At 64.5% G+C, this 23,578-nt stretch carries 24 protein-coding genes; 9 read left to right on the top strand and 15 right to left on the bottom strand.

The genetic code is table 11. The features are described from left to right. Nucleotides 1–30: 30 nt before the first annotated feature. Nucleotides 31–297: a hypothetical protein gene (locus IVB19_RS10755; protein ID WP_018457109.1), complete on the bottom strand. Its 267-nt coding sequence runs from the start codon at nucleotides 295–297 to the stop codon at nucleotides 31–33. Between the two features lie 515 nt (nucleotides 298–812). Between IVB19_RS10755 and IVB19_RS10750 the strand changes: the two genes are divergently transcribed. The 5 genes from IVB19_RS10750 (at nucleotide 813) to IVB19_RS10730 (ending at nucleotide 5,382) form a co-directional block, all read left to right on the top strand. Continuing rightward, nucleotides 813–1,859, top strand: a complete 1,047-nt coding sequence (locus IVB19_RS10750) for a LysR family transcriptional regulator (RefSeq protein WP_018457111.1) — start codon at nucleotides 813–815, stop codon at nucleotides 1,857–1,859. A gap of 29 nt (nucleotides 1,860–1,888) precedes the next feature. After that, nucleotides 1,889–2,260 (top strand): helix-turn-helix domain-containing protein, encoded by a 372-nt coding sequence (locus IVB19_RS10745; protein WP_026233304.1) that lies wholly within the window; start codon nucleotides 1,889–1,891, stop codon nucleotides 2,258–2,260. A gap of 374 nt (nucleotides 2,261–2,634) precedes the next feature. Beyond that, nucleotides 2,635–3,984, top strand: coding sequence for a L,D-transpeptidase family protein (locus IVB19_RS10740; RefSeq protein ID WP_018457113.1), 1,350 nt, complete (start codon nucleotides 2,635–2,637; stop codon nucleotides 3,982–3,984). Between the two features lie 111 nt (nucleotides 3,985–4,095). Next, entirely contained in the window at nucleotides 4,096–4,917 is an 822-nt protein-coding gene (locus IVB19_RS10735; protein WP_018457114.1) for an enoyl-CoA hydratase, read from the top strand. 180 nt (nucleotides 4,918–5,097) lie between these two features. After that, nucleotides 5,098–5,382, top strand: a complete 285-nt coding sequence (locus tag IVB19_RS10730; RefSeq protein WP_085352111.1) for a hypothetical protein — start codon at nucleotides 5,098–5,100, stop codon at nucleotides 5,380–5,382. 33 nt (nucleotides 5,383–5,415) lie between these two features. Here the strand turns inward: IVB19_RS10730 and IVB19_RS10725 are convergent, their stop codons facing one another. The 3 genes from IVB19_RS10725 to IVB19_RS10715 all read right to left on the bottom strand — a co-directional run bounded on the left by IVB19_RS10725 (nucleotide 5,416) and on the right by IVB19_RS10715 (nucleotide 9,071). Then, complete coding sequence (locus tag IVB19_RS10725) at nucleotides 5,416–6,495, bottom strand: isocitrate/isopropylmalate dehydrogenase family protein (RefSeq protein ID WP_085362255.1); 1,080 nt, start codon at nucleotides 6,493–6,495, stop codon at nucleotides 5,416–5,418. A gap of 127 nt (nucleotides 6,496–6,622) precedes the next feature. Continuing rightward, a complete protein-coding gene (locus tag IVB19_RS10720) occupies nucleotides 6,623–7,690 on the bottom strand; it encodes an alcohol dehydrogenase (RefSeq protein ID WP_018457117.1) in 1,068 nt (355 codons plus the stop codon). 184 nt (nucleotides 7,691–7,874) lie between these two features. Then, nucleotides 7,875–9,071, bottom strand: a complete 1,197-nt coding sequence (locus IVB19_RS10715) for a CaiB/BaiF CoA transferase family protein (RefSeq protein WP_018457118.1) — start codon at nucleotides 9,069–9,071, stop codon at nucleotides 7,875–7,877. Between the two features lie 195 nt (nucleotides 9,072–9,266). On the opposite strand from IVB19_RS10715, the gene glgA reads away from it, so the two are divergent. Further along, complete coding sequence (glgA, locus tag IVB19_RS10710; protein WP_256474603.1) at nucleotides 9,267–10,682, top strand: glycogen synthase GlgA; 1,416 nt, start codon at nucleotides 9,267–9,269, stop codon at nucleotides 10,680–10,682. Nucleotides 10,683–10,810: 128 nt separating this feature from the next. On the opposite strand, the gene IVB19_RS10705 is transcribed toward glgA, so the two are convergent. The 3 genes from IVB19_RS10705 to IVB19_RS10695 all read right to left on the bottom strand — a co-directional run bounded on the left by IVB19_RS10705 (nucleotide 10,811) and on the right by IVB19_RS10695 (nucleotide 13,875). Beyond that, nucleotides 10,811–11,809, bottom strand: coding sequence for an oxygenase MpaB family protein (locus tag IVB19_RS10705; protein ID WP_249799825.1), 999 nt, complete (start codon nucleotides 11,807–11,809; stop codon nucleotides 10,811–10,813). A 36-nt stretch (nucleotides 11,810–11,845) separates the two neighbouring features. After that, entirely contained in the window at nucleotides 11,846–12,991 is a 1,146-nt protein-coding gene (locus tag IVB19_RS10700; RefSeq protein ID WP_018457121.1) for a patatin-like phospholipase family protein, read from the bottom strand. A gap of 68 nt (nucleotides 12,992–13,059) precedes the next feature. Then, nucleotides 13,060–13,875, bottom strand: coding sequence for a 3-hydroxybutyrate dehydrogenase (locus tag IVB19_RS10695; RefSeq protein WP_018457122.1), 816 nt, complete (start codon nucleotides 13,873–13,875; stop codon nucleotides 13,060–13,062). A gap of 177 nt (nucleotides 13,876–14,052) precedes the next feature. Here IVB19_RS10695 and IVB19_RS10690 point away from each other — a divergent pair, with 177 nt between their 5' ends. After that, on the top strand, nucleotides 14,053–14,940 hold the full coding sequence (locus IVB19_RS10690) for a LysR family transcriptional regulator (RefSeq protein ID WP_018457123.1): 888 nt from the start codon (nucleotides 14,053–14,055) through the stop codon (nucleotides 14,938–14,940). Between the two features lie 24 nt (nucleotides 14,941–14,964). On the opposite strand, the gene IVB19_RS10685 is transcribed toward IVB19_RS10690, so the two are convergent. Beyond that, nucleotides 14,965–15,681, bottom strand: coding sequence for a peroxiredoxin-like family protein (locus tag IVB19_RS10685; protein ID WP_018457124.1), 717 nt, complete (start codon nucleotides 15,679–15,681; stop codon nucleotides 14,965–14,967). An 80-nt stretch (nucleotides 15,682–15,761) separates the two neighbouring features. Further along, entirely contained in the window at nucleotides 15,762–16,046 is a 285-nt protein-coding gene (locus tag IVB19_RS10680; protein WP_018457125.1) for a hypothetical protein, read from the bottom strand. 242 nt (nucleotides 16,047–16,288) lie between these two features. On the opposite strand from IVB19_RS10680, the gene IVB19_RS10675 reads away from it, so the two are divergent. After that, nucleotides 16,289–16,771: a cupin domain-containing protein gene (locus IVB19_RS10675; protein ID WP_018457126.1), complete on the top strand. Its 483-nt coding sequence runs from the start codon at nucleotides 16,289–16,291 to the stop codon at nucleotides 16,769–16,771. A gap of 100 nt (nucleotides 16,772–16,871) precedes the next feature. Then, nucleotides 16,872–18,074, top strand: a complete 1,203-nt coding sequence (locus IVB19_RS10670) for an MFS transporter (RefSeq protein ID WP_085352100.1) — start codon at nucleotides 16,872–16,874, stop codon at nucleotides 18,072–18,074. Here the strand turns inward: IVB19_RS10670 and ccoS are convergent. From ccoS to IVB19_RS10640, 6 genes are all read right to left on the bottom strand, one after another. Next, nucleotides 18,071–18,238, bottom strand: coding sequence for a cbb3-type cytochrome oxidase assembly protein CcoS (ccoS, locus tag IVB19_RS10665; RefSeq protein ID WP_007594007.1), 168 nt, complete (start codon nucleotides 18,236–18,238; stop codon nucleotides 18,071–18,073). The two genes, IVB19_RS10670 and ccoS, sit on opposite strands and share 4 nt — an antisense overlap. Next, nucleotides 18,238–20,430, bottom strand: coding sequence for a cation-translocating P-type ATPase (locus IVB19_RS10660; protein WP_247821384.1), 2,193 nt, complete (start codon nucleotides 20,428–20,430; stop codon nucleotides 18,238–18,240). The genes ccoS and IVB19_RS10660 overlap by 1 nt, the downstream gene beginning before the upstream one ends. Nucleotides 20,431–20,441: 11 nt before the next feature. Continuing rightward, entirely contained in the window at nucleotides 20,442–20,927 is a 486-nt protein-coding gene (locus tag IVB19_RS10655) for a FixH family protein (RefSeq protein WP_018457129.1), read from the bottom strand. Nucleotides 20,928–20,942: 15 nt separating this feature from the next. Then, nucleotides 20,943–22,409 (bottom strand): cytochrome c oxidase accessory protein CcoG, encoded by a 1,467-nt coding sequence (ccoG, locus tag IVB19_RS10650; RefSeq protein WP_018457130.1) that lies wholly within the window; start codon nucleotides 22,407–22,409, stop codon nucleotides 20,943–20,945. A 111-nt stretch (nucleotides 22,410–22,520) separates the two neighbouring features. Further along, the gene (gene ccoP / locus IVB19_RS10645; RefSeq protein ID WP_018457131.1) at nucleotides 22,521–23,396 is read right to left on the bottom strand and encodes a cytochrome-c oxidase, cbb3-type subunit III; all 876 of its coding nucleotides are present in this window, start codon (nucleotides 23,394–23,396) and stop codon (nucleotides 22,521–22,523) included. A gap of 6 nt (nucleotides 23,397–23,402) precedes the next feature. Continuing rightward, on the bottom strand, nucleotides 23,403–23,567 hold the full coding sequence (locus IVB19_RS10640; RefSeq protein WP_018457132.1) for a CcoQ/FixQ family Cbb3-type cytochrome c oxidase assembly chaperone: 165 nt from the start codon (nucleotides 23,565–23,567) through the stop codon (nucleotides 23,403–23,405). Between the last annotated feature and the right edge of the window lie 11 nt (nucleotides 23,568–23,578).

Raw genomic sequence — 23,578 nt, 5'->3', positions numbered from 1 at the left:
CTCGCCAAAAAGCGAAACTCGGCGGCGCGGCTACTTCACCACGCGGAGCAGCGGACGCCGGGGCTGGTCCTGCGTCTGCTTGGAAGGGGGCTGCGGTTCGCTCGTGGCCGTCCGCAGCATTTCGTCGCACAGTGCCTTGAGATCGGCACTGTCAATTCCTTTGAGCTTCATCCGCACGTCCAGGATGACAATGGACAGCAGCTCGGCCGACTCACGGCTATTGCTCTCGTTGAGCACCCTGCGGCACTCTTCGAGCGTTTCCAGCACCGACTGCAACTGTTCGTCTGAATGCGACACGGCGTTCTTTCCGCTAATTCGGCCTGTGAGACGTGGTTGTGACGACCCCTTTGGCCCCCATGGAGCGTCGAGGATAACACGAGGCCGCTACGCCCCCGAACATGATTTCAGTGTGTTTCTGCCTTGAAACCGCGGTTCCGGCGCGTATCGCGTCGCGCCGCCGGCCGTCGAAACGCTCAGTCGTAAAGCGCTCGATCGTAAAACGCTCGCTCGTAAAACGCCTGGCGTGCTGCAATTGATCCATCGTGGAAGGCACCTGCTCTCGCGCAAGGACGTTCATTGCGGACAATGCCGACAATCCCGCAGGCAAGTCACGGCTCACAACGGAACTCACGCCACACCCCCTCATACGGGCGATGGTTTGCCCGATTCCTAGCCCTTGTTCCTAGGCTTGGCAGCACCCGAATACCACCTGCGGCGTAGTAAGGATGACGTTCAAAACTCGTCGTTCCCCAACCCGCCGTGGTTGTGGTTTGCCCGAGATTCTGCCAGTTTAGCGACCCGAAGGGACTTGTATGCACTCCTTGGCGGAAAGGGGCGTTCCTCTGGAGGAACGCCCAAAGACAAACGTCAGCGGCCTCTCGGACTGGGATGCGGCGCGCATTTTCCTGGAAGTTGTCCGATGCGGAAGTTTCCGCTCGGCGGCCGAGCGCCTGTCGCTGTCGATCAACGCCGTTCGCCGCCGGATCGATGATTTCGAACGCCAGACCGGCACCACGTTGTTCACCCGCGACGTCCACGGCACCCGTCTGACCGACGAAGGCGCGCTGGTGGTCTCCGCCGTCGAGCAAATGGAGGCGGCTGCCTTCGACGTGCTGCGCACCAGCGATTCGACAGCGAACGCCCTGTCCGGCGAGGTCCGCGTCGCCGTCACCGAGGGACTTGGCACATTCTGGCTCGCCCCGCGACTGGTCGAATTCCAGCAGACCTATCCGAAGATCCTGGTCGATCTGCATTGCGCGATGCGTTCGGCCGACGTCTCCCGCCACGAGGCCGACGTCGCCATTCACCTGTCGCGGCCTTCGGCACTCGACGTCAAGCTGGTGCGGCTCGGCCGCATGCATCTGATGTTCTGGGCCTCCGAGAAATACATTTCAAAACATGGCGCGCCGCGCTCGGCGGCGGAGTTGATCAAGCACCGCCTGGTGCTGCAATTCGCGGACCAACTCGCCGCCAAGCAAACTTTCGAGAGCTTCTTCCCCGGCGTTCCGGAACGTGACCTTCTGGTCATGAAGACCAACGTCTCGAGCGCCAACTACTGGGCGGTCGCGAATGGCGCCGGAATCGGCGTGTTCCCGAGCTACGCCATTGCGCTTGGCGGGAAGTTGATTCCACTGGAGGTCGAGCTGAACAGACCGCTGGATATCTGGTTGTCCTACCATCCTGGTAGCGGCCGGATTCCGCGCGTACGGCACATGATTGACTGGCTGATCGAAGCCTTCAATCCGGCGCGTTTCCCGTGGTTTAAGGAAGAGTTCGTGCACCCGCATGAATTCAAGGACGAGTATATGGGCGAACCCCTGACCCAGCTCTTCGGGGGGTTTTCAACCGAAGACCGATGAGAAAAAAGATGAAGACAGCGGCGAAGAGAATGAAGCAGCGCAGTGCCGGCAAGCCGGACATTGAGCTGGGCAAGCGAATCCGTCTACGGCGCGTCGAGATGAAGGTCTCGCAGGCCGAGCTCGGCGAGAAGCTCGGCGTCAGTTTCCAGCAGGTCCAGAAGTACGAGAAGGGCGTCAATCGCGTCGGCGCGGCCCGGCTTCAGCAGATCGCCACCGCCCTCGATGTGCCCGTGACCTTCTTCTATGACGGCGACAACAAGGCGCGCGAAGTCGAGAGCCTGCTCTTCCTGGACTCGGCCTTCAGCCTCCGCCTGCTGCGCGCCTACAGCAAGATCAAGGACCAGACGGTGCAGCGTCAGCTCGTCTCGCTGATGGAATCGATCGCAGCGAACGAAGCCTGAGCCGATCGGCGTTCGTGCCTTTCCGCCCGATGTTCAATCCGCCGCGTCACGGGGCGCGGCTGGATTGAACGAGACCCGGACGAGATATATCCGGCCCGCGCTTGCGCGGACTTCTCGGGGCGGCATGACCGCCCCTTTTTGTTGACCATTTTTCCCGCCGTCGCCCGCGGTTTGCGCGAACCCATTCCTGCCCTGTCGCGACCCGATCCAGAGACCGCGTGCCTTGCGCATGGGGCTCGCGATGCGCCGTGCTTGAGGGAGCCGCAACCGGGAGACGCTAGCCTCCCGCCGATTTCTCGAATCAGCCCGACGAACCGGGAATTGCCGATGCGAGCGCCCGTCCGGGCCTCGCTCTCATAGGGAAGATGGGACACATGTCGAAGCGCCATGCGATAATCATTGCCGTCGGCATGCTTGCGAGCGCCTCTGCGCTTGCTCAGACCGAGACCATTGGACAGGCCGGGCCCAAGCCGGCGACTGCGGCTGGCACGGTGCCGGCCACCGCCAATCCGGCCCACGCAGCCGCACCGAAAACCGCCGCGCCGGCGGCCGCATCTACGGCGGAGAGCCGTTCGGCCGCAGCGCTCGCGCTGACGCATGAGCCGACCTATGACGAAGGCTCCGCCCAGCGCATCAAGGATGCGGCGCTGAGCTATTCCGATCTGGCCGTGCGCGGCGGCTGGCCGACGATCCCGGCAGACGCCAAATTCGCGCCCGGCGCCCAGGGCGCCAATGACGATCTCCTGCGCAAGCGGCTGATCGTCTCCGGCGATCTTTCCGCCGACAAGGCGAGCGGCGCCTTCGACCAGGATCTCGCCGACGCCGTGAAACGCTTCCAGGCCCGCCACGGCCTCGCGCCGACCGGAACGATGACGCCGCGCACGATCGCGGCGATGAACGTGCCGGTGCAGAACCGCATCCGGCAGCTCGAGGCTTCGCTGCAGCGGCTCGAGAACATGAATTTCGGCTTCGGCCAGCGCTATGTCGTGGTCAACATCCCCGCCGCCTTTGCCGAAGCGGTCGAGAACGACGTCGTGGTAAGGCGCTATCGCGTGATCGTCGGCAAGACCGAAAAGCCCTCGCCAACGCTCACCGCCCAGATCAGCAGCGTCGTCCTCAATCCCACTTGGACGGTGCCCTCCTCGATCGCCAAGACCGAGATCTCCGCGCATATGCGCAAGGATCCCACCTATCTGTCGCGCATGCACATGGAGGTGCTCGACGCTCACGACAATCCGATCGACCCGAATTCGGTTGACTGGTCGGGCACGCATACGCCGAATTTCACCGTGCGCCAGCACAACGGCACGTTCAACGCGCTCGGCGCGGTCAAGATCGACATGCCGAATTCCTATTCGGTCTACATGCACGACACCAACCAGCGCAATCTGTTCAGCGATGATTACCGCTTCGATTCCCACGGCTGCTCGCGCGTCGACAATGTGCGCGATCTCGCCGCCTGGCTGCTGAAGGACCAGCCGAAATGGAGCCGCGCCGCGATCGACGCGGAGATCGCCAGCGGCCAGCATCTCGACGTCGCCATGGCGAAGAAGGTGCCGGTGGCCTGGATCTACCTCACGGCGTGGATGACCAAGGACCAGACCGTCCAGTTCCGCAACGACGTCTATCACCAGGACGAGCAGTTGCTGGAGGCGACCGCCGAAGAGGCGGCCTTCTTCAGCAATGCCGGCAGCCACCCGCTGACCGCGCACATGACCAGATAGATCGCGCCATGCAATCGCGGCACAGGCGGCTGCAAAGCCAGGTCCGTTGTCGCGGTTGACCCTGGCCTCGCCCCGGCCGAACATTGCGCCTCGCCAACGAAAGCGCCCGCGATGTCCGACATGTCCAGCACGACCGAAATTCCCTACGCCGACGGCAAGATCCTCAAGCACACAGCCAGTGGCGTCGGCGTGATCACGTTCAACAATCCCGACAAGCGCAACGCGATGTCGCTGGAGATGTGGGAGGGATTTGGCGAGGCGCTGACCGCCTTACGCGATGACGCTGCCGTGCGCGTCGTGATCCTGCGCGGCGGCGGTGGCAAGGCATTCGTGTCGGGCGCCGACATCAGCCAGTTCGAGAAGACGCGCCATAACGCCGCCGCTTCCGAGGAATACGCAAAACGCAGCGCCGCCCAGCGCGCGCTGCTCGCCGATTATCCCAAGCCAACGATTGCCTGCATCCAGGGTTTTTGTCTCGGCGGCGGCATGCAGGTGGCGATGCTCGCCGACATCCGCATCGCCTCCCATGGCAGCCAGTTCGGCATTCCCGCGGCGAAGCTCGGCATCGCTTATGGCTATGACGGCTTGCGGCACTTGGTGTCGCTGGTTGGCCCGTCCTGGGCACGGCTCCTGATGTATACGGGCATGCGCATCGATGCGTCGGAAGCGCTGCGCATCGGGTTGGTCGAGCGCGTGCTTCCGGAGGATCAGCTCTGGGGCGAGACCATGGCCATCGCCGAGACGATCTCGCAAAATGCGCCGCTCGCGATCAAGGCCGCCAAGCTCACCATCGCGCAAGTGTTGAAGGACGAAAGCGCGCGCGACATGGACGCGATCAGGGCGGTCGGCACGGCCTGTATGGACAGCGTGGATTTTCGCGAGGGCCGGCAGGCCTTCATGGAGAAGCGCAAGCCGCAGTTCCAGGGACAGTGATTCCGTCGCCAGCGAGCAAAATGAAACAATCCAGAGTGCCTCTGCCTGCTTGGCTCTTCGCGATGACGGCGGGCAAACTGAACATGCATTCAGGAAGATTAAATTCCCACGGCCCCGCAACACCATAGCAACCAGCTGATTTGCTGGAAGTTCTCTCGCCATCAAACGAGGGAGATTGCGATGAAACTGAAATTTGCTGTTGTTGGTCTGGCTGCCCTGGGCGGCGCCGCTCTCGCATCAGGACAGGCACTCGCAGCGATGCCGAACGGCATTCCGCAGGCCGACCGTATCGCGAGCGGCCCGGCAGCCGACGTCGATCAGGTGCGCTGGGTCTGCAACCCCTGGGGTCGCTGCTTCTGGCGTCCGAATTATTACGGCGCCTACGGTTTTTACGGCGGCCCGCGACGCTTCTACGGCGGCCGTCCGTGGGGCTGGGGCGGCCACCGCCACTGGCGTCGCTGGTGAATTGCGAGGGGCCGCGAGGCCTCTCTTCCTTGACTACAGCGCCGCAAGCACCGCCTTCGTGATGTCGGCGGTTCCGTTGCGGCCACCAAATTCCATCGGCTTGAGACCGTCGGCATAGACCTTGTCCACCGCACGCTCGATGGTCTCGCCGGCCTCGGCCGCTCCTTCGACGCCGTGCTTGTCGGCGAGCCAGTCCAGCATCATTGCAGCCGACAGGATCATCCCGGTGGGATTGGCTTTGCCCTGCCCCATGATGTCGGGCGCGGTGCCGTGGCACGGCTGGAACACGGCGTATTTGTCGCCGATGTCGGCCGACGGCGCCATGCCGAGGCCGCCGATCAGGCTCGCGGTGATGTCGGAGACGATGTCGCCGAACATGTTCTCCATCACCATCACGTCGAAATCCCAGGGACGCTTCACCAGCATCGCCGAGCAGGCGTCGACATAGAGCCGGTCGGTCTTCACCTCCGGATGACGCTTGGCGATCTCGTCGAAGATGCCGCGGAAGAACGCAAAGGCCTTGAACACGTTCGCCTTGTCGACGCAGGCCAGCGCGCCGGGCTTGCCGCGCGCCTTGCGCCGCTCGGCGAGACGAAACGAGAACTCGAACAGGCGCTCGGACGTCTTGCGCGTGATCAGCATGGTCTCGCGCGCCTCCTCATGGGTGACGACGCCCTTGCCCATCGAGGCGAACAGGCCTTCGGTGGACTCCCTGATCACGACGAGATCGATGCCGCGCTGGTCGGCGCCGACGATCGGGCTCGGCACGCCCGGAATGAGCCGCGCCGGGCGCACACCGGCATAGAGATCGAAGATGAAGCGCAGCTCGATCTGCGGCGCGATCTCGGTGTTGTCAGGATAGCGCACCGACGGCAGGCCGCAGGCGCCGAGCAGGATCGCGTCCGCCTCCTCGCACAGCTTGATGGTGGTGTCCGGCATCGACTTGCCGGCGGCGAGATAATGATTGGCGCCCGCCGGCGCCTCGGTGAAGCGAAAGCTCAGGCCGGATTTCGTCTCGATCTTGCGCAGGACTTCGATGGCCGGCGCCATGACTTCGGGACCGATGCCGTCACCGGCAAGCACGGCAATGTGGAAGGCGTTATTTGCGGACATCGGTTTCCTACTCTCTCCAACGTCATGCCCGGGATCGTCCCGGGCATCCACGCCTCGATACCAACTCCATGGCAAGACGTGGATGGTCGGGTCAAGCCCGACCATGACGACAAACTAGCAGCGTTGGTTACGGCGTCAGCACCGTGCGGCCAACCACCGCGCCCTGCTGCAGTTGCACCAGCGCGTCGTTGGCCTTGGCGAGCGGCTGCCGCGTCACGGGGATCGGCGCTATGTTCTTCGCTCGCACGAGGTCGAGCAGCTCCTGCGTCTCGCGCAAATTGCCGACATAGCTGCCCTGGATCGTCACCGCCTTGATCGGAATCAGCGGCAGCGCCCAGGTCGCACCGCCGCCGAACAGGCCGACGAGGACGAGCTTGCCGCCCTTGGTCAGGCAGTCGAAGCCGAGTTGCGTGGTGGCGGCGTTTCCGACGAGATCGAGCACGGCGCGGATGGGACCACCGGCTTTCTTGGCAAGCTGCTCCAGCGCGTCGGGCGCCTTGGGATCGACGGTCGCGAGCGCGCCGGCTTGCTCCGCCGCTTCGCGTTTCTTCGCGTCGATGTCGACCATGATCGCGCCCTTGCCGCCCATCGCCTTCAGCAGCGACAGTGCCATCAGGCCAAGTCCGCCGGCGCCGAACATCACGATCGGCGTGTCGAAGTGCTGCTCGAGCTTCTTCAGCGCGCTGTAGGTCGTGACGCCCGAGCAGGCGTAGGGTGCAGCCGACGCGGGATCGAGGCCTTTGAGGTTGAGCAAATAGCGCGGATGCGGCACCAGCATGTGGTCGGAATAGCCGCCGTCGCAATAGACGCCGAGCGAGCGCGGCGTCAGGCACATGTTCTCGTCACCGGCGAGACAGGTCGCGCATTTGCCGCAACCGATCCAGGGATAGACCAACCCGACATCGCCGATCTTCACGTCGCCCTGGTCCGACGACTTCACGTCCGGGCCGAAGGCGAGCACCTCGCCGACCGTCTCGTGCCCCATGGTCAGCGGCAGGTTGATGCCGCGGTCCTTCAGCGAGAGCGGCTTGCGGCCGTGGCCGAGATCGTAGCCGCCTTCCCAAATGTGAAGGTCGCTATGGCAGACGCCGGCGGCCTTCACCTTGATCAGCACCTGCGTGCCGGACGGTTGCGGCGTGGCCTCGTCGAACTCCTGCAGCGGCGCCTTGAAATCGGCGACCTTGAAACTTTTCATTGGCGTCCTCTCGGATATTTTTGTTGTCGTCGCCACCATGGCATGGGCGGCAGGACGAGACAAACTCGGACCTGTCTAATTTAGGCTGACGGATGATGGCAAGCCGGCCACGCGCAACGCCGCATTGCTTGCCACAGCGTGGTATCCGTCAGACTTCCCGTGAGACTTGCCGTCAGCCTTGCCCTCAGCCTTGCACGGCTGTTTTGCCTGACGGAATTGGCGCATTGTCGGTGAGCCCGATCTCCGCGCGCAGTCCGTCCGTGTGCTCGCCAAGAACGGCTATCGTCTTGCCCGGTGTTGTATCAGCACCGGTCATCCGGAACGGCAGATTGAGGACCTGGAACGAGCCGCCTTCATCCTCGACAGACGAGAGCGCCTCTCGGTGCGCGAGCTGCGGATCGGCCAGTGCTTCGGACACAGTGCGGTAGGCCGAGGCCGGCACGCCGGCCGCACCTAACGCGACAAGACAGACATCGGTCGAGAGCTGCCGCGACCAGGCCTCTACACCGTCCATCAAGTCGGCCCAATGATCGCGACGCGCGGCGTAGGTGGAGAAGCGCGGATCGGAGATCCATTCGGGGCGGCCGATCACTCCCATCAGTCCCTGAAACGTCTTCTCGCTGGCAACCGTGATCATGACATAACCGCTCGCCGTCTCGGTCGGCCCGAACATCGGGCGCGGCGGCGGCTTCACGGTGAACTGCGAGTTCTGCAACTCGATCAATGTCAGCGTCAGCATCGATTCCAGCATGGAAACGTCGATATGCTGGCCGAGCCCAGTCAGGGTGCGCTGGTAGAGCGCCGACGCGATCGCGCCGAACCCGTAGGTGCCGGTGACGACGTCGGCATGGTAGATGCCGCAATAATCCGGGCGGCTGCGGCCGGGCTGATAGGCGAGATGCGCCATGTCGTAGCCCGAGGCTGCATGGATCACCGGCGCATAGGCCGGCAGCTCGGCCGACGGGCCGCTCTGGCCGTAGCCGGAGATCGAGCAGTAGATCAGCTTCGGGTTGACCGTGCGTATTCTGTCATAGTCGAGCCGCAGCCGATGCATCACGCCCGGGCGGAAGTTCTCGACCAGGATGTCGGCAGTCGCGGCCAGCCGGCGGACCGCCTCCTTGCCGTCCTCGGACTTGAGGTCGAGCACGACGCTCTTCTTGCCGACGTTGAGCTGGCCGAACACGGTGCTGCAGCCCTTGCGCAGCGGCGGCCGGGTCCGCATCGTCTCACCGCCGTCGGTCTCGATCTTGATGACCTCGGCGCCCATGTCGGCGAGCATCCGCGCACAATGGGGACCGGCGATGGTGGTCGAAAAATCCAGGACCCTGAGGCCGGCGAAGGCCTTTGTCGTGGTCCCCTCATGCTTATCTGATAGCTGCATGCCTGCTTGCGTCCTTGAGTCACTTAGGAACTTATCGAAGTTCTCTGTTGTTGGTGCGCCGACCCTAGAGGGCGGCGGCTGAGTAGGAAAGTCTTTACCGAACAGACACGTCTCGCGGGCGGGCTTGGGAATTCCAGGGCAACTGGACCCGTTCTTGCATAGCAGCAATCGGGCTCCGGCAGAGGGCAGCAGTTCTTGAGGGTCTTGTTCGTTACGACAGAAATGGACGACTTTGTCCGCGTCGGCGGACTTGGAGCCGTTTCCGCTGCACTCCCCCGAGCCCTTCGTCCTTTCGCCAACATCCGGGTCATGTTGCCCGGCTATCGCGACATCATCGAACAACTCACGCATATCCAGGTCGTTGGCCGCTGTCCGGCGTTCGCGGAGATGCCGGCCTGCTCGCTCGGCCGCGCCGCGACCAAGGACGGCCTGCCGGTCTATGTGCTGTTGTGCTCGCAACTCTACGACCGGCCCGGCAACCCCTATGGTGACGAGTCCGGGCGCGACTGGCCCGACAACGACATCCGTTTCGCGCGCTTTGCCTCGGCCGCCGCTGAGCTGGCGATGGGCACGTTGGACAAGGATTGGGCAGCAGACCTGATCCACGCCAATGACTGGCAGGCTTCGCTCGTGCCGGCCTACCTCGCCTGGCGCGGCTCCAAGCTGCCGTCGATCCTGACCATTCACAACCTCGCCTATCAGGGCCTCTTCCCGAAGGACTCGCTGCGGCGGATCGGCGCGCCGGAGAGCTCCTTCCACATCGACGGCGTCGAGTTCTACGACCAGCTCTCCTTCCTCAAGGCCGGGCTGGTCTACGCCTCGCATCTCACCACAGTCAGCGGCACCTATGCGCGGGAGATCACCACGGATGAATTCGGCTGCGGTCTCGAGGGTCTGCTTCGAGTCCGCTCCGACGCGGCCGAACTCACCGGCATCCTCAACGGCATCGACGAGAGCTGGGACCCGCGTTCCTGCGCCCAGCTTGCCCAGCAGTTCGGCGCCGGCGACTGGGTCGGCAAGAAGGCCAATGCGGATTACGTGCGCAAGCAGTTCGGGCTTGCGGTGTCGCGCGGCCCGATGTTCGGCATCGTCGCCCGGCTGGTGCACCAGAAGGGCATCGACCTCGTGCTGGCGGCGGCCGACGAGATCGTCGATGCCGGCGGGCAGATCGTGGTCACCGGCTCCGGCGAGCCGGCGCTCGAGCAGGCGCTAATCGACGCGCATCGCCGGCGGCCTGACGCGATCGGGGTCGTGATCGGCTTCAACGAGGCCCAGGCGCGCCGCATCTTCGCCGGTAGCGACTTCACATTGATGCCGTCACGCTTCGAGCCCTGCGGGCTCAGCCAGATGTACGCCCAGCGCTTCGGCTCGCTGCCGATCGGCCACCAGACCGGCGGCCTCGCCGAGACCATTACCGACGGCGAAACCGGCTTCCTGTTCTCAAAACCTTCGCATGAATCCTTCCTCGGCGGCGTCCGCCGTGCGTTCTCCGCCTTCATGGCGCAGGACCAGCTCGACACCATGCGTCGCAGTGCGATGGGACGGTCGTTCTCCTGGAGCATCCCGGCCGGCAGCTACAACGCGCTGTACCGGAAGCTGGCGGCGGTGTGAGGCCTGCGTGTCCTCGTCATTGCGAGCGTAGCGAAGCAATCCAGACTGTTTTCCGTGGCAGCAGCCTGGATTGCTTCGTCGCAAGAGCTCCTCGCAATGACGGTGGTTTGTGGCAACGGCGGAGGACTTCACCCCCTCCCGCGCACATCCATCTGCGACCGTCCGATCCAGGCACGGTTGAGGCACCGCGTCATCCAGTCGGGCTGCGGCTCTCCGCGCAGCCGCGCTTGCGCTTCCTGGTAGGGACCGACATAGCGCAGCCGGTCTGGCAACCTTGGATAGACCCGCCGTATCCATCGCAGCGCCTTCTCGGCGGATCTGGTGTCACGCTCGTCAAGCTCGAACCCGAATCCCACACGCAAGCTTTCCGGCAGCAGGCTCGCGGTGAGCGCGCGATACCAGCGCGGCGGACGCAACCACGGGCGCGCTCCACCAAAGATCTGCGCGGCGATATCGCGCGCGGCCGGGCTGACGGTCAGCGTATCCGACTGCGTCATTGCCGCGGTGTAGGCCGCAAAGCCGGACCAGTCCGCCGGCAGATCGTGCGCCGTCAACCCGAACAACGCACCGAACAACCGACTCTCGGCCCAGTAGCGTTCGCGTTCGTCCGCCGAGAGAGGCGGCAAGACCAGATCATGCGCCATCAGCGCGGTCTCGACCAGCGTGGCATGAACCCAGCGCAGCGACGGGATGTCGTTGGCACAGTAGCGCGAGCCTGCCGCGAACGGACCGACGGTCTCGGGCATCTCGCCGACGATCATGCTGTGGCGCCGGTGCAATTGCCGCGACGACAACAGCGCGCGGTCAAGCGAACCGAACACCATGGCAAAGACGATGTCGAAGGTGCGGTGAAATCGTCCGATCGGATCAGCGAGGGTTTTCGAATGCTCGGCGATGGCGGCGGCGACCCAGGGATGCGCGAGTTGAAGGAGCAGCGCCCGGCCGGCGCCGAGAAAGATCACGGCCTCGCGGTCGATTTGCCAGGTCACCGTGTCAGGGCCGAACACGCCGGCGACCGGTCCCGCCGCGTTGGCGCGGACGGTATCAAGGGCAGATTCAAGTTCGCTCCCGGACACCACCTGCAGGGACTTTCGATTGCGGACCAGGACCGACAATCCGCAAGGCATGTGGCAATTCGATGAAGGGGACGATCGCTTGCGGCCCTACTCCGCCGCCATCGGCATCTCGTCCATATGTTCGTGCAGCACCACGCTCGCGAGCGGATCGAACTCGCCAACCCACGGCCTTCGCTCAAGCACTGACTTTGTGTGCGAATAGCCGGCATCCCAGCGCCGCATGATGCCGGACGGACTGAAGTCGATATCCTTGGTGTGGCTCTCGCGGTCGAGCTGCGGCGCAAGCAGGCGCACGACATGCATCCTGGTCGGGCAGCCGTAGTCGATCAATTCCCTCACAGCCGGATTGCTGCGCTCGCTTTCAGGCAGTCGCGCGGCGAGCTGGCTAATGACGTGGCGCAGGCGATGGGTTTGCTGCTGGCGCGTGATCTGGCTCGCGATCCGGCTGGAATATTGCACATCCTTGTGCCGGTTCAGCACCTCCGCCATCGTGGTCGGCTCTGCGCCGGCGGGATTCCACAAATGCACGGCGAGGATCAGCGAATTTTTGCGTGGATTGTCGTCGAAGACGGCCTCGGTCGGCGTGTTCGACAGAATGCCGCCGTCCCAATAGAGCTCGCCGTCGATGCGTACCGCCGGAAACGCCGGCGGCAGCGCGCCCGAAGCCATGACATGCTTCACCGTCAGCTCGCCGTCGCGGCTGTCGAAATAGCGCATCTGGCTGCTGCGGACGTGAGCGGCGCCGACCGTCAACCGTGGCGCGCAGCGGTTGATCCGGCCGAAATCGACAAGCTCGAGCAGCGTCCGCTCCAGCGGCGCCGTCGAATAGAAGCCGGCGTGATCGGCTCCGAGCGGATAGGAATCGCCCGCATGCGCCAATGGATTGGGACGGAAGAAGCCGGGAATGCCGTGGGTCAAGGTCGACCAATAGGCGAGCTTTTCATTGAAGCCGGCAAACGGGGTGCGCAGATTCCAGACCGGATTCTGCTCCATCCGTTTCCAGAACTGCTTCAGGCGCAGCAGCCGCTGGTCAGGCGCGTTGCCCGCAATGAGCCACGCATTGATGGCGCCGATCGAGGTGCCGATGATCCAGTCCGGCTCGATGCCGGCCTCGTGCAGCGCCTGGTACACCCCGGCCTGATAGGATCCGAGTGCACCGCCGCCCTGAAGCACCAGCACCACCTGGCCGGGCAGATCCTTCGACACGCTGGTATCGCGCTTCACATCGTTCATATTCTGCTCCCTGAGAGCCCGTACCCTTGCCATGTTCGCTCCTAGCGATCCTATGTTACGCGCTCGCCTCAATGCGCGGTCCAGCCTCCGTCCACGGGCAACGCAATCCCGGTGATCGTGGCCGCTGCGTTGGTGGACAGAAATACGCTGAGCGCACCGAGCTCCTCGACGGTCGAGAAGCGCTTGTTCGGCTGTTGCGCCAGCAGCACGTCACGGATCGCCTGGTCACGCGAGATTCCATGCGCCTTGGCCTGCCCATCGATCTGCGCCTCGACCAGTGGCGTATAGACATAGCCGGGACAGATCGCGTTGCAGGTAATGCCCTCTTCTGCCGTCTCCAGCGCGGTCACCTTGGTGAGCCCGACGATGCCGTGCTTGGCGGCGACGTAGGCCGCCTTGAACGGCGAGGCGACCAGGCCGTGCGCGGAGGCGATGTTGATGATCCGCCCGAACCCGTTCTGTCGCATTGCGGGCAGCGCGAGCCGCGTGGTGTGGAAGGCCGACGACAGATTGATCGCGAGGATCTGGTCCCATTTCTCGACCGGAAACTGCTCCAGCGGCGCAACGTGCTGGATGCCGGCATTGTTGATCAGGATATCCAGGCGGCCGGCCTGCGCAACCGTCGCCGCGATCATTTCGGCGATCGAATTCGGTCTGGTCATGTCGGCCGGCGAAAACCTTGCCTTGACGCCGAACTCCGCCGCGATCTGCTCGCGCGTCCGGTCGAGCTCGGCCGCCACACCAAGGCCGTTCAGCACGATGTCGGCGCCGGCCGCGGCAAGTGCCCGCGCGATACCGAGGCCGATGCCACTGGTTGAGCCCGTGACCAGCGCAACCTTGCCCGCGAGCGCCCGGGAGGCGGACGTCTGCGGCTTGACGGACATATTCACGGGCAAACTCCTTTGACATGACGACTTGTGCTGAGCCGACTGTGAAGCATCGCCGGGTTTGACGGAAATGCCCGTTGGCTTCCGAAACCATGCCTGTGCGCTATTGCGGTCGGGATGTCATTCTCCGCGCCGATCGGCTAGCTTTCGGCTGATCTTGCCGGGAGCCGATCCATGGAAATGCACCAGGTCCGCTATTTCCTCGCGGTGGCGCAACTCTTGAACTTCACGCGTGCCGCCGAGGAATGCAACGTGACGCAGCCTTCGCTGACGCGCGCGATCAAGCAGCTCGAGGCCGAGCTCGGCGGCGATCTGTTTCGCCGCGAACGGCCCGCGGCGCAATTGACCGAGCTCGGCCAGCGCATGCATCCGCTGCTGAAGCAGTGTTTCGAAGCGGCCACCGGCGCCCGATCGCTGGCCTCCTCGTTCCGGAGCGGCGAGATCGGCGCGCTCCGCGTCGCGCTGACGCATGCGATCGACCTGTCGCTCCTCATTCCGCATCTCAACCAGATCAAGCGGCAGTTCAACCGGCTCGAATTCCGCTTCCTGCGCGGCTCGAGTCGTGAAGTGGCCGAGTTCCTGAAGAAGGGCGAGGCCGAGCTAGGGATTGCCGCGGACATCGACGAGGCCTGGGAGCGGCTCGATGTCTGGCCGCTGTTCACCGAGAGCTTCGAGCTCGTGGTCAGCGACGGACATCGCCTGGCCGGCCGCAGCAGCATCGCACTGGACGATCTGCGCGCGGAGCAGCTGCTGAGCCGGACGTTTTGCGAGCATTCCGCCCGTATCTCGGCGAGCCTGCGCGAGCACGGCATCGCGATCGAGCAGGGTCACGAAATCTCGAACGAGCGCGATTTGATCGAACTGGTCGAGGCCGACATCGGCGTCGCCATGCTGCCGCACACCTCGCCCGTTCCGGAGACGTTGACGCGCGCTGCGGTCGCCGGGCTGGACGCCCGTCGCACCGTCAGCCTCTACGGGGTGGCCGGCCGGCAGCGCACGGCGGTGGCCAATGCCGTTATGCGCATGTTGCGCGGTGCGGATTGGCGGGAGATTGCGGGGTAGCAGCCACGCTCGCTCCTCACTCTTTCAGGCCTCCCTGCTCGCGCCTTCCAACGCTTCAAGCAGATCATCGATCTCGATTCGCTTGCGGAAATCCGGATCGACGAAGCGGGCTTTCACGAGACCGTCGCGACCAACGACGAACGCGGCCGGGATCGGCAGCATCCAGCCATCATTGCCGTGGAATTTCGCCATGTCCTGATAGGACAACAGGTGCTGGATCTCGGCACCGAGCCAGATCGCGAGATTGAGCGACAACGCATAGCCGTTGTCGAGGTCGGTCAGGATCGGAAATGGGGCACCAGCTTCCGCCTTGAGCTGCTGGGTGTATTCCTGCGTCTCCGGCATGATCGCGACTATGCGCGCACCCATGGACTCGACGCGGTCCAGCGCCTGGACCACCGCGCGGACATTGAGCCGGCAATAGGGACACCAATGGCCGCGGAAAAACATCACGGCGACCGGGCCGCTCTCCAGCAGTGAGGACAGCGCGACGAGACGCCCGCTCTCGTCCGGCAACATGAACGGCGGCATCGACTCGCCCGGACGCGGCGCGGTCTCGCCGCCGCCGTTTCCATTCAATCTGGTCACCAGATTGTCGACTGCCTCGCCATAGGCCGGGAACACGTCGCGGCTGGCGTCGGCATAGGCGCGGAGTTGCTCGTTCAGCGTGCCATCCATGTCACGGCAGCGCTGGAAGGCGTGTTTAAGCCGCTCGGCATCGGCCGGCGAGAGAGAGGTCATCTTGCGCTCCAGCGTTCAGGGGACGAATATTAGGTGCCCGATCCGGCCGCCCGCAAGGGGCGGCCGTCATGCGCACGCGATCAGTTCACGTAGAAATTGCCGGTCGGGTCCAGCCGCCCCGAGGTGGAATACAGCGATCCGTTGTCCATGAAGAAGACGGTGTTGTCGGGGACTTTCTTGGCGTTCTTCATCATGGCCTCGTGGTTCTTCTCCGCCGGGGCCATGGCCATCGCCGACATCTTGCCGGGTCCGCCATACAGGTAGGCCATGCCGGCCTTGAAGTCCCATGTGGCTTCCGAGAAGGCCGATGTGGCGATGACCACGAACGCAGCCGTGGCAATCAAGGTCTTGGACAATTTCGTCATGAGATGTTCCTCCGGAGTGACGTGAACGCCCGCCAACCGGGCGCCCCACCATCGAACGCCAGTCGCTCGGGAAGCGGAAATGCCAATCCCCAATCGGTTCGATAGCGAGCGCCTATCGGGCCCGATAGCGCCGGTCTATCGCAGCGAGAGCGAAAGAGCATTTCAGAACGAGCGCCCTCTCGACGAAAGTCCCAACAGAGCCAGCGACCATTGCGGTTGCGGCCAACACAGGAGACGTCCCGATGTTCAAGCATCACACATTGTCGCGTGCGGTCTGGCCCGGCCTGGCCATCCTCGGCGTATTGACACTCTCGGCGCAGCCAGTCTCCGCCGGCGAATGCCCGGCCGACAAGATCAAGCCGAACGCGCAGCAGATGGTCGACTACAAGCCGGTCGGCGTCACCGACGTCACGCTCGGCGCCATCGACCTCGGCAAACAGCCGGCGCATATCGAAGGCCACGAGCTGCGCTTCCGCAAGCTGACCATCGAGCCCGGCGGCATCGTGCCCTGGCACAGCCATGACGACCGCCCTGCCCTGATCTTCGTGCAGCAAGGCGAGATCGTCGAACACGTTTCCAACTGCGTCGATCCGATCGTGCACAAGGCCGGCGACATCCGCCCGGAGGTGTCCGGCACCTCGCACTGGTGGAAGAACCTCGGCAAGGAAACGGTCATTCTCTATGTCGGCGACGTCCGCAAGGACCCGCACGACCACAACATGTAACGGGTGCGCGACCCCAGCGCACGCGTGACGGAATGTGGCGCCCGCGATCCCCATGCTGCCCCGCATGCGGGCGCCACATTCATCACAAGGGAGGCCTGCCATGACCGATCTTTCCGCGCCGATCAAACCAACCGCGATGACGATGGACGCGCATTCACCAGGTCTTGCGCTTCGCTCTCTCGTGATCGGCCTCACTGCCTTCCTGACGGTCGTCGATCTCTTCGCGACGCAGGCGATCCTGCCCTCGCTGACGCGCCGCTACGGCGTCACGCCGGCCGCGATGAGCCTGGCCGTCAACGCCAGCACGTTCGGCATGGCTGTCGCAGGCCTCGTCGTCGGCCTTCTCAGCCCGCACATCGACAGGCGGACCGGCATCCTGCTCAGCCTGACCCTGCTCGCGATTCCGACGAGCCTGCTGGCGACTGCGCCCAATCTTGCCGTCTTCACCGGCCTGCGGGTCGCGCAGGGCCTCTGCATGGCATCCGCCTTCGCGTTGACATTGGCTCATCTCGGCGAGCAATGCAGCGCAATGGATTCCGGCGGCGCCTTTGCCGCCTACATCACAGGAAACGTCGCCAGCAATCTCGTCGGCCGGCTGGTGTCGGCCGCGATCGCCGATAGCCTTGGCCTGGCATGGAATTTCTACTTCTTCGCGGCCCTCAATCTGGCCGGTGCCGCCCTGGTCTATTTCACCATTGCGCGCGTACAGCCGACGCGTGCAACGACGTCGACGGCATCGGCGTTTGCCGCGACGATCGCGCAGTGGCAGGATGCACGGCTGCGTGCCGCCTACGGCATCGGCTTCTGCATCCTGTTCGCATTCATCGGCACCTTCACATTCGTCAATTTCGTTCTGGTTCGACCACCGCTGTCGCTGGGCATGATGGACCTCGGCTTCGTTTACTTCGTCTTCCTGCCGTCGGTGGTCACCACGTTGCTGGCTGGCAAAGTGGCGTCGCGCCTCGGAACGCGTCCGACGATCTGGGGCTCGCTCGCCATCGCCGGGGTCGGCTTGCCGCTGATGTTGGTCCCGCACCTGGGCGCGGTCCTCGCCGGGATGGTTCTGGTCGGAAGCGGCACCTTTTCCGCGCAAGCGGCTGCGACAGGATTCGTCGGACAGGCTGCGGCTGTAAACCGCGGCATCGCCAGCGGCACCTATCTCGCCTGCTATTTCTGCGGTGGGCTCGTCGGCACCGCCGTCCTCGGCCGGCTGTTCGACGCGTATGGCTGGCATGCCTGCGTGGCCGGGGTGGGCCTGGCGCTCGCTGTCGCGGCCCTGCTGACGCTCGCCTTGAAGCGCTAGCGCTTGGCCGGCGCCTCCTGCGGCGGCTCGTCGTCGGCGATGGCGCGCCAGGCGGCGCCGTCGAGATCGTCGTACTGGCCGCTTCGAAGCGACCAAAGGAATGCGGCCAGACCGGCGAGACCGAGCATCAGCGCCAGCGGCACCAGGATGACCAGGATTTCCATCACACGATCTCCCGCGGGGCGCCGCGCGCACGCAGCGAATTCAGCATCACCAGGATCGACGATCCGCTCATGGCGGCAGCCGCGATCAGCGGCGTGACGACGCCGCTGATCGCGACCGGCACCGCGAGGAAATTGTAGCCGATCGCCAGCCAGAGATTCTGCCGCATCAGGTGCAGCGCCTTGCGCGAAGCATCGATGGCGGCGACAACCGGGGCCAGCGGCCGGCCGAGGACGACGAGATCGGCGGTCGCTTGGCTCAAATGCGCGGCCGAGATCGGCGATATCGAGACATGGGCCGCCGCCAGCGAGGGCGCATCGTTCATGCCGTCGCCGACCATCAGGACCTTCATGCCCCGCTGCTTCAGGACCTCGATCCGCGCGATCTTGTCGGCCGGGGTCACGCCGGCTCGCCATTCGGAGATGCCCAGCGCATGGGCCGCCGCGATCACCGCCGGTTCACGGTCGCCGGAGAGAATCTCGATGCCGATATTGCGCGCCTTCAGCGCCGCGATCACAGCTTGCGCATCGGGGCGGAGGCCCTGGCGCACGGAGAGGATGAATTTTTCGCTGCCCTTGCTGAAACCGACGACCGAGGCTTCGGGATCCAGATTTGTCACGTCCGAGACCAGCGTCTCGGCGCCGCAGAAAGAAGGACGACCGAGGCGAACCTCGATGCCATCGACCACAGCACGCACGCCCTGGCCGGCCTCCTCGACCGCGCCGACGATCGGCGATCTGGCGTCAGAGGCCTGCGCGACCGCGGCGGCGACTGGATGATGGCTCGACAGCGCAAGCCGTCCGGCAAGCTCGAAGATATCAGCGGGAATATCGGCCGCATTCATCACTTCGAGATCGGGCAGCGTCAGCGTGCCGGTCTTGTCGAAGACGACGTGATCGGCTTCCGCGAGACGCTCGATGGCATCGCCGGAATTCAGCAGGACACCAGCCTCGAACATCGCGCCAGAGGCCACGGTCTGTACCGTCGGAATGGCGAGCCCGAGCGCGCAGGGACAGGTGATGATCAGCACCGCGACGCCGGTCACGATGGCATCATGCCAGCCGGCGCCCGCGATGACCCAGCCGAGGATGGTGACGAGCGCGGTGGCATGCACCACCGGCGCGTAGAGTCGCGAAGCGCGGTCTGCGAGCCGCATGTAGCGCGAGCGCGCCTGCAGCGCATTGTCGAGCAGCCGCGTGATCTCGGCGAGCAGCGTCGCCTCGGAGGCCGCCGAGACCCGCACCCGCAAGGTCCCCGAGATGTTCATCGATCCCGCATAGACCGGCGTGCCCTGCTCGGCCGTGACATAGAGCGTCTCGCCGGTGATCAGGCTCTGGTCGATCTCGGAACGGCCCTCGATCACAGTGCCGTCGACCGCGCAGCGCTCGCCGGGCCGCAGCAGCACGATGTCGCCGGGATAGATCGCGGCCACCGGCACTTGGGATATCTCGTCGGGCCCGACGAACTTGGCCGCGGTCTCCGCCTTAAGCGCGGCGAGATTGCCCGCGACCGCGCGGGTCCGCCGCCGCATGTTCTGGTCGAGGAAGCGACCGACCAGGAGGAAAGTGAGCAGCATGATCGCCGCGTCGAAATAGGCGTGCTCGGCGTGGTTGATGGTCTCGACCACGGACATGCCGAGCGCCAGCGTCACGCCGATCGAGATCGGCACGTCCATGTTGGTGGTCCTGGCCGACAGCGCGCGCCAGGCCGAGCGGAAGAACGGCTGGCCGGCATAGGCCGCCGCCGGCAGCGCGATCAGCGCCGACAGCCAGTGGAAGAAATCGCGCTGCTCCGGCAGCATGTCAGAGACGTTGCCGGACCACACCGGGATCGATAGCATCATCACGTTCATGGTGGCGAACGCGGCGACGCCGAGGCAACGCAGCAGGAAGCGCGATTCGGCGACCTCGGTCGCCTCCGCGCTCTCGGTCTCGTAAGGATAGGCCTTGTAGCCGAGCTCTTCGAGGCGATCGATGAAGCTGATAGGATCGAGCTTGCCCGCCTTCCATTCCAGCGCAACGCGCCGGTCGGTGAGGTTCACGCGCGCCAGCGTGACGTCGGGAATCGCGGACAGCCCGCGCTCGATCTTGGCCATACAGCCGGCGCAGTGCACGCCCTCGACCGCGAGATCGATGTGCTGGACGCCCTCGCCCGCAGTCCGGACGTAATGCGAAAAGTCCCGCGAGACGTGCATGGCAAAATCCTTCAGTTCAGGATCACGCGGTTGCGGGACATGAACACGCGCGTTCCCCGCGCCTCGCCCTCGATCACCAGGTCCCATTGGCCCGGCGCGACCGATGCGACATTGCCGCGATAGAGGCCGATGCCGGCCTCCGAGAGCTCGATGGCGAGATCGGCGCGCTTGTCGGTCGGCCGCTCCAGGCGGCCGCCGAATTTCAGTCCGGCGATCGGCTGGCCGCTCGCGTCGCGCACCTCGACCTGAAGCACGGCGCCGCCATCGGCGCGGCGCTCGACATGGGCGTTGACCTTCCATTTGCGCGCAGCCTGGTCCTGCGCCGCCGAGATCTCGCGGTCATAGGCGAGCCCAGCGGCATAGGGGCTGTCGACGTCCGTCCCTGGCAGCGTCGCGATCGCGAGCTTCATCATGGTCGCGTTGACGCCGATCACGACGCCGAAGAAGGCGACCAGCATCAGAAACACCTTGGTTCCGGTCAGCGGCTTGGTTGCCATGGCGAACTCCTGATCCTAGGGCGCGACGAAATTGTCGGTGGCGCTGGCGACTTCGCCGAGGCCGATATCGGTGACGTGAAAGTGAACCGGGATGGACTTTTCCGGATTGCCCTCCACCGGAGCGGTCACGAGCAGCCGCAGTTCGCTGGTGGAGTCGCGCGGAACCACGATCATCGGCCGGTCCGGCGTCACAGAATCGATTCCGATGACATGGATTGTCGCATTGACCGGGCCGCTCGCGTCGATCGCGATGACCCGGTCGTAACCGCTCTTGTTGAGCAGCCGCACCGTGTAGGCATTGCGGATCGAGCCGTCGCTGAGCCTGACCGCGACCGGGTTGCGGTCGTGCAGCACGTTGACGTCGAGCAGGCTGCGAGTCGCCAGCGTATAGATCATGATGCCGCCGACCGCCGCGATGATCGCGCTGTAGGCGACGGTGCGGGCCCGGACGATGCGGTAGATCGGCGCCTTGCCTTCCTGGCGGCGCTGGATGTTGACGTCGTTGTCATAGCCGATCAGCCGCTTCGGCCGGCCGATTTTCGTCATCACATTGTCGCAGGCATCAATGCAGAGCCCGCACTGGATGCATTCCATCTGCGGTCCGTTGCGGATGTCGATGCCGGTCGGGCAGACCGCCACGCACTGGTAGCAATCGACGCAATCACCAACCTGCTGCCCGAGCGCGCGCAGCTCGGCCGCCTTCTTCACCGACGTACGCTTCTCGCCGCGGTCGTAGCGGTAGGTGACGTTGAGCGCCCATTCATCGGTCAGCGCCGCCTGGATGCGCGGCCACGGGCACATATAGGTGCAGACCTGCTCGCGCATGTAGCCGGCGAGCAGATAGGTCGTCGCGGTGAGAATGCCGATCCAGACATAGGCGAGCATCGGCGCCTGGAACGTGACGAGTTCCTTGACCAGCGTCGGTGCGTCGTTGAAATAGAGCACCCAGGCGCCGCCGGTCCACCAGCCGATCAAGAGCCAGATCGAATGCTTGAGCACGATCTCGGAGATCCGCTCCAGCTTCATCGGGTCGGACGATTTGTCCTTCTTCATCCGCTCGCGCCGGTCACCCTCGATCAGACGCTCGACCGCATAGAACAGGTCGGTCCACACCGTCTGCGGACAGAGATAGCCGCACCAGATACGGCCGCCGACCGAGTTCATCAGGAATAGCGCCACCGCGGCGACGATCAGCAGGCCGGTGAAGTAGTAGACCTCCTGCGGCCACAGCTCGATGAAGAAGAAATAGAAGCGACTGTTGGGAAGATCGATCAGCACCGCTTGGCTGGGAGCGCCGAGTCCGCGGTTCCAGCGCACGAACGGCAGGAAGTAGTAGACGCCGAGGCAGAAGGCCATCAGGCCCCATTTGATCCGGCGGAAGGTGCCAGAGGTGCTCTGGGGATAGACTTTCTTCTGGGCCACATAGAGCGGCCCGTTGTCATCGTCTAATGGGAGCTCTTTTGGGTTCGCGGTCCTGTTCATCGCCTGCAGCTTTTCGAGAGGTGCGATAAAACCTACACCCGACGCCGCCGCGTCAGTTGATCCAGCGCAAGCGGGGGCTTTTTTTGTTCGCCTCCGCGTGTCCCGGATTGGCTATTTTCCGCCGCCCAGCGAGTGGACGTAAACTGCCATCGCCTTGATGGTGGCGGGATCGAGCCGCCCTTCCCAGGCCGGCATCACGCCCGCGCGGCCCTGGCTGATGGTCTCGATCAGCGTCGCCTCGTCCGAACCATAGAGCCAGATCTTATCGGTCAGGTTAGGGGCACCCATCTCCGGGTTGCCCTTGCCGCCGTCGCCATGGCAGGCGACGCAATTCTCCGCGAAGATCTTCTCGCCCTTGGCCGCGTCATAGCCCTTGCGGGTCGGAAGGCCCGACAGTGCCCGGACATAGTTGGCGGCCGTGACGATCTCATCCGGCTTCAGCACGCCGTCCTTGCCGAATGCGAGCATCTGGCCTTCATGCGTCTTGGCGTGGCCGGAACGTGCGCCGAACTGGATGGTCTGCATGATCTGGTCGAGCGAACCGCCCCACAGCCAGTCGTCGTCGTTCAGATTCGGATAGCCCTTGGCACCCGCGCCGCCTGAGCCGTGACATGGCGCGCAATTGTCGCCGAACACGGTCTTGCCCTTGGCGCGCGCGAGCGCCAGCAGCGCCGGGTCCTTCTCGATGTCGGCGAGCGAGGCCGCGCCCAGCGCAACCATCTTGGCTCCGCGGATCTTCTCGAGATTGGCGAGCTCGACCGCGACATCGGCGCGTGTCGAGTAGCCGAACAGGCCCGTGGTATTGCTGGAGATCAGCGGCCAGGCCGGATACACGATCCAGTAGCCGATCGACCAGACGATGGTGAGGTAGAAGCTGATCACCCACCAGCGCGGCAGCGGCGTGTTGAGCTCCTTGATGCCGTCCCATTCATGTCCGGTCGTGGACTTGCCGGTGACGGAATCGATGTCGCTATGATGATCGGTCATGGTCTCTCACTCCTCCCGCAACGGCAGGTGTGCTGCTTCGTCGAACGCAGCCTTGTTACGGGGCCATAATGCGTAGGCGATGATCGCGAGAAAGATCGCGACGAACACCGGCGTCCAGATCGTGGTCACGAGACCGGACGCGAGATTGTCGAGTGTCAGGATGGCTTTCATCGTGGGTGCCT

It is taken from the genome of Bradyrhizobium sp. 187 (assembly GCF_023101005.1).
GTDB classification, from domain to species: Bacteria; Pseudomonadota; Alphaproteobacteria; order Rhizobiales; family Xanthobacteraceae; genus Bradyrhizobium; species Bradyrhizobium canariense_D.
This window is presented reverse-complemented; position numbering and strand designations above follow the sequence as displayed.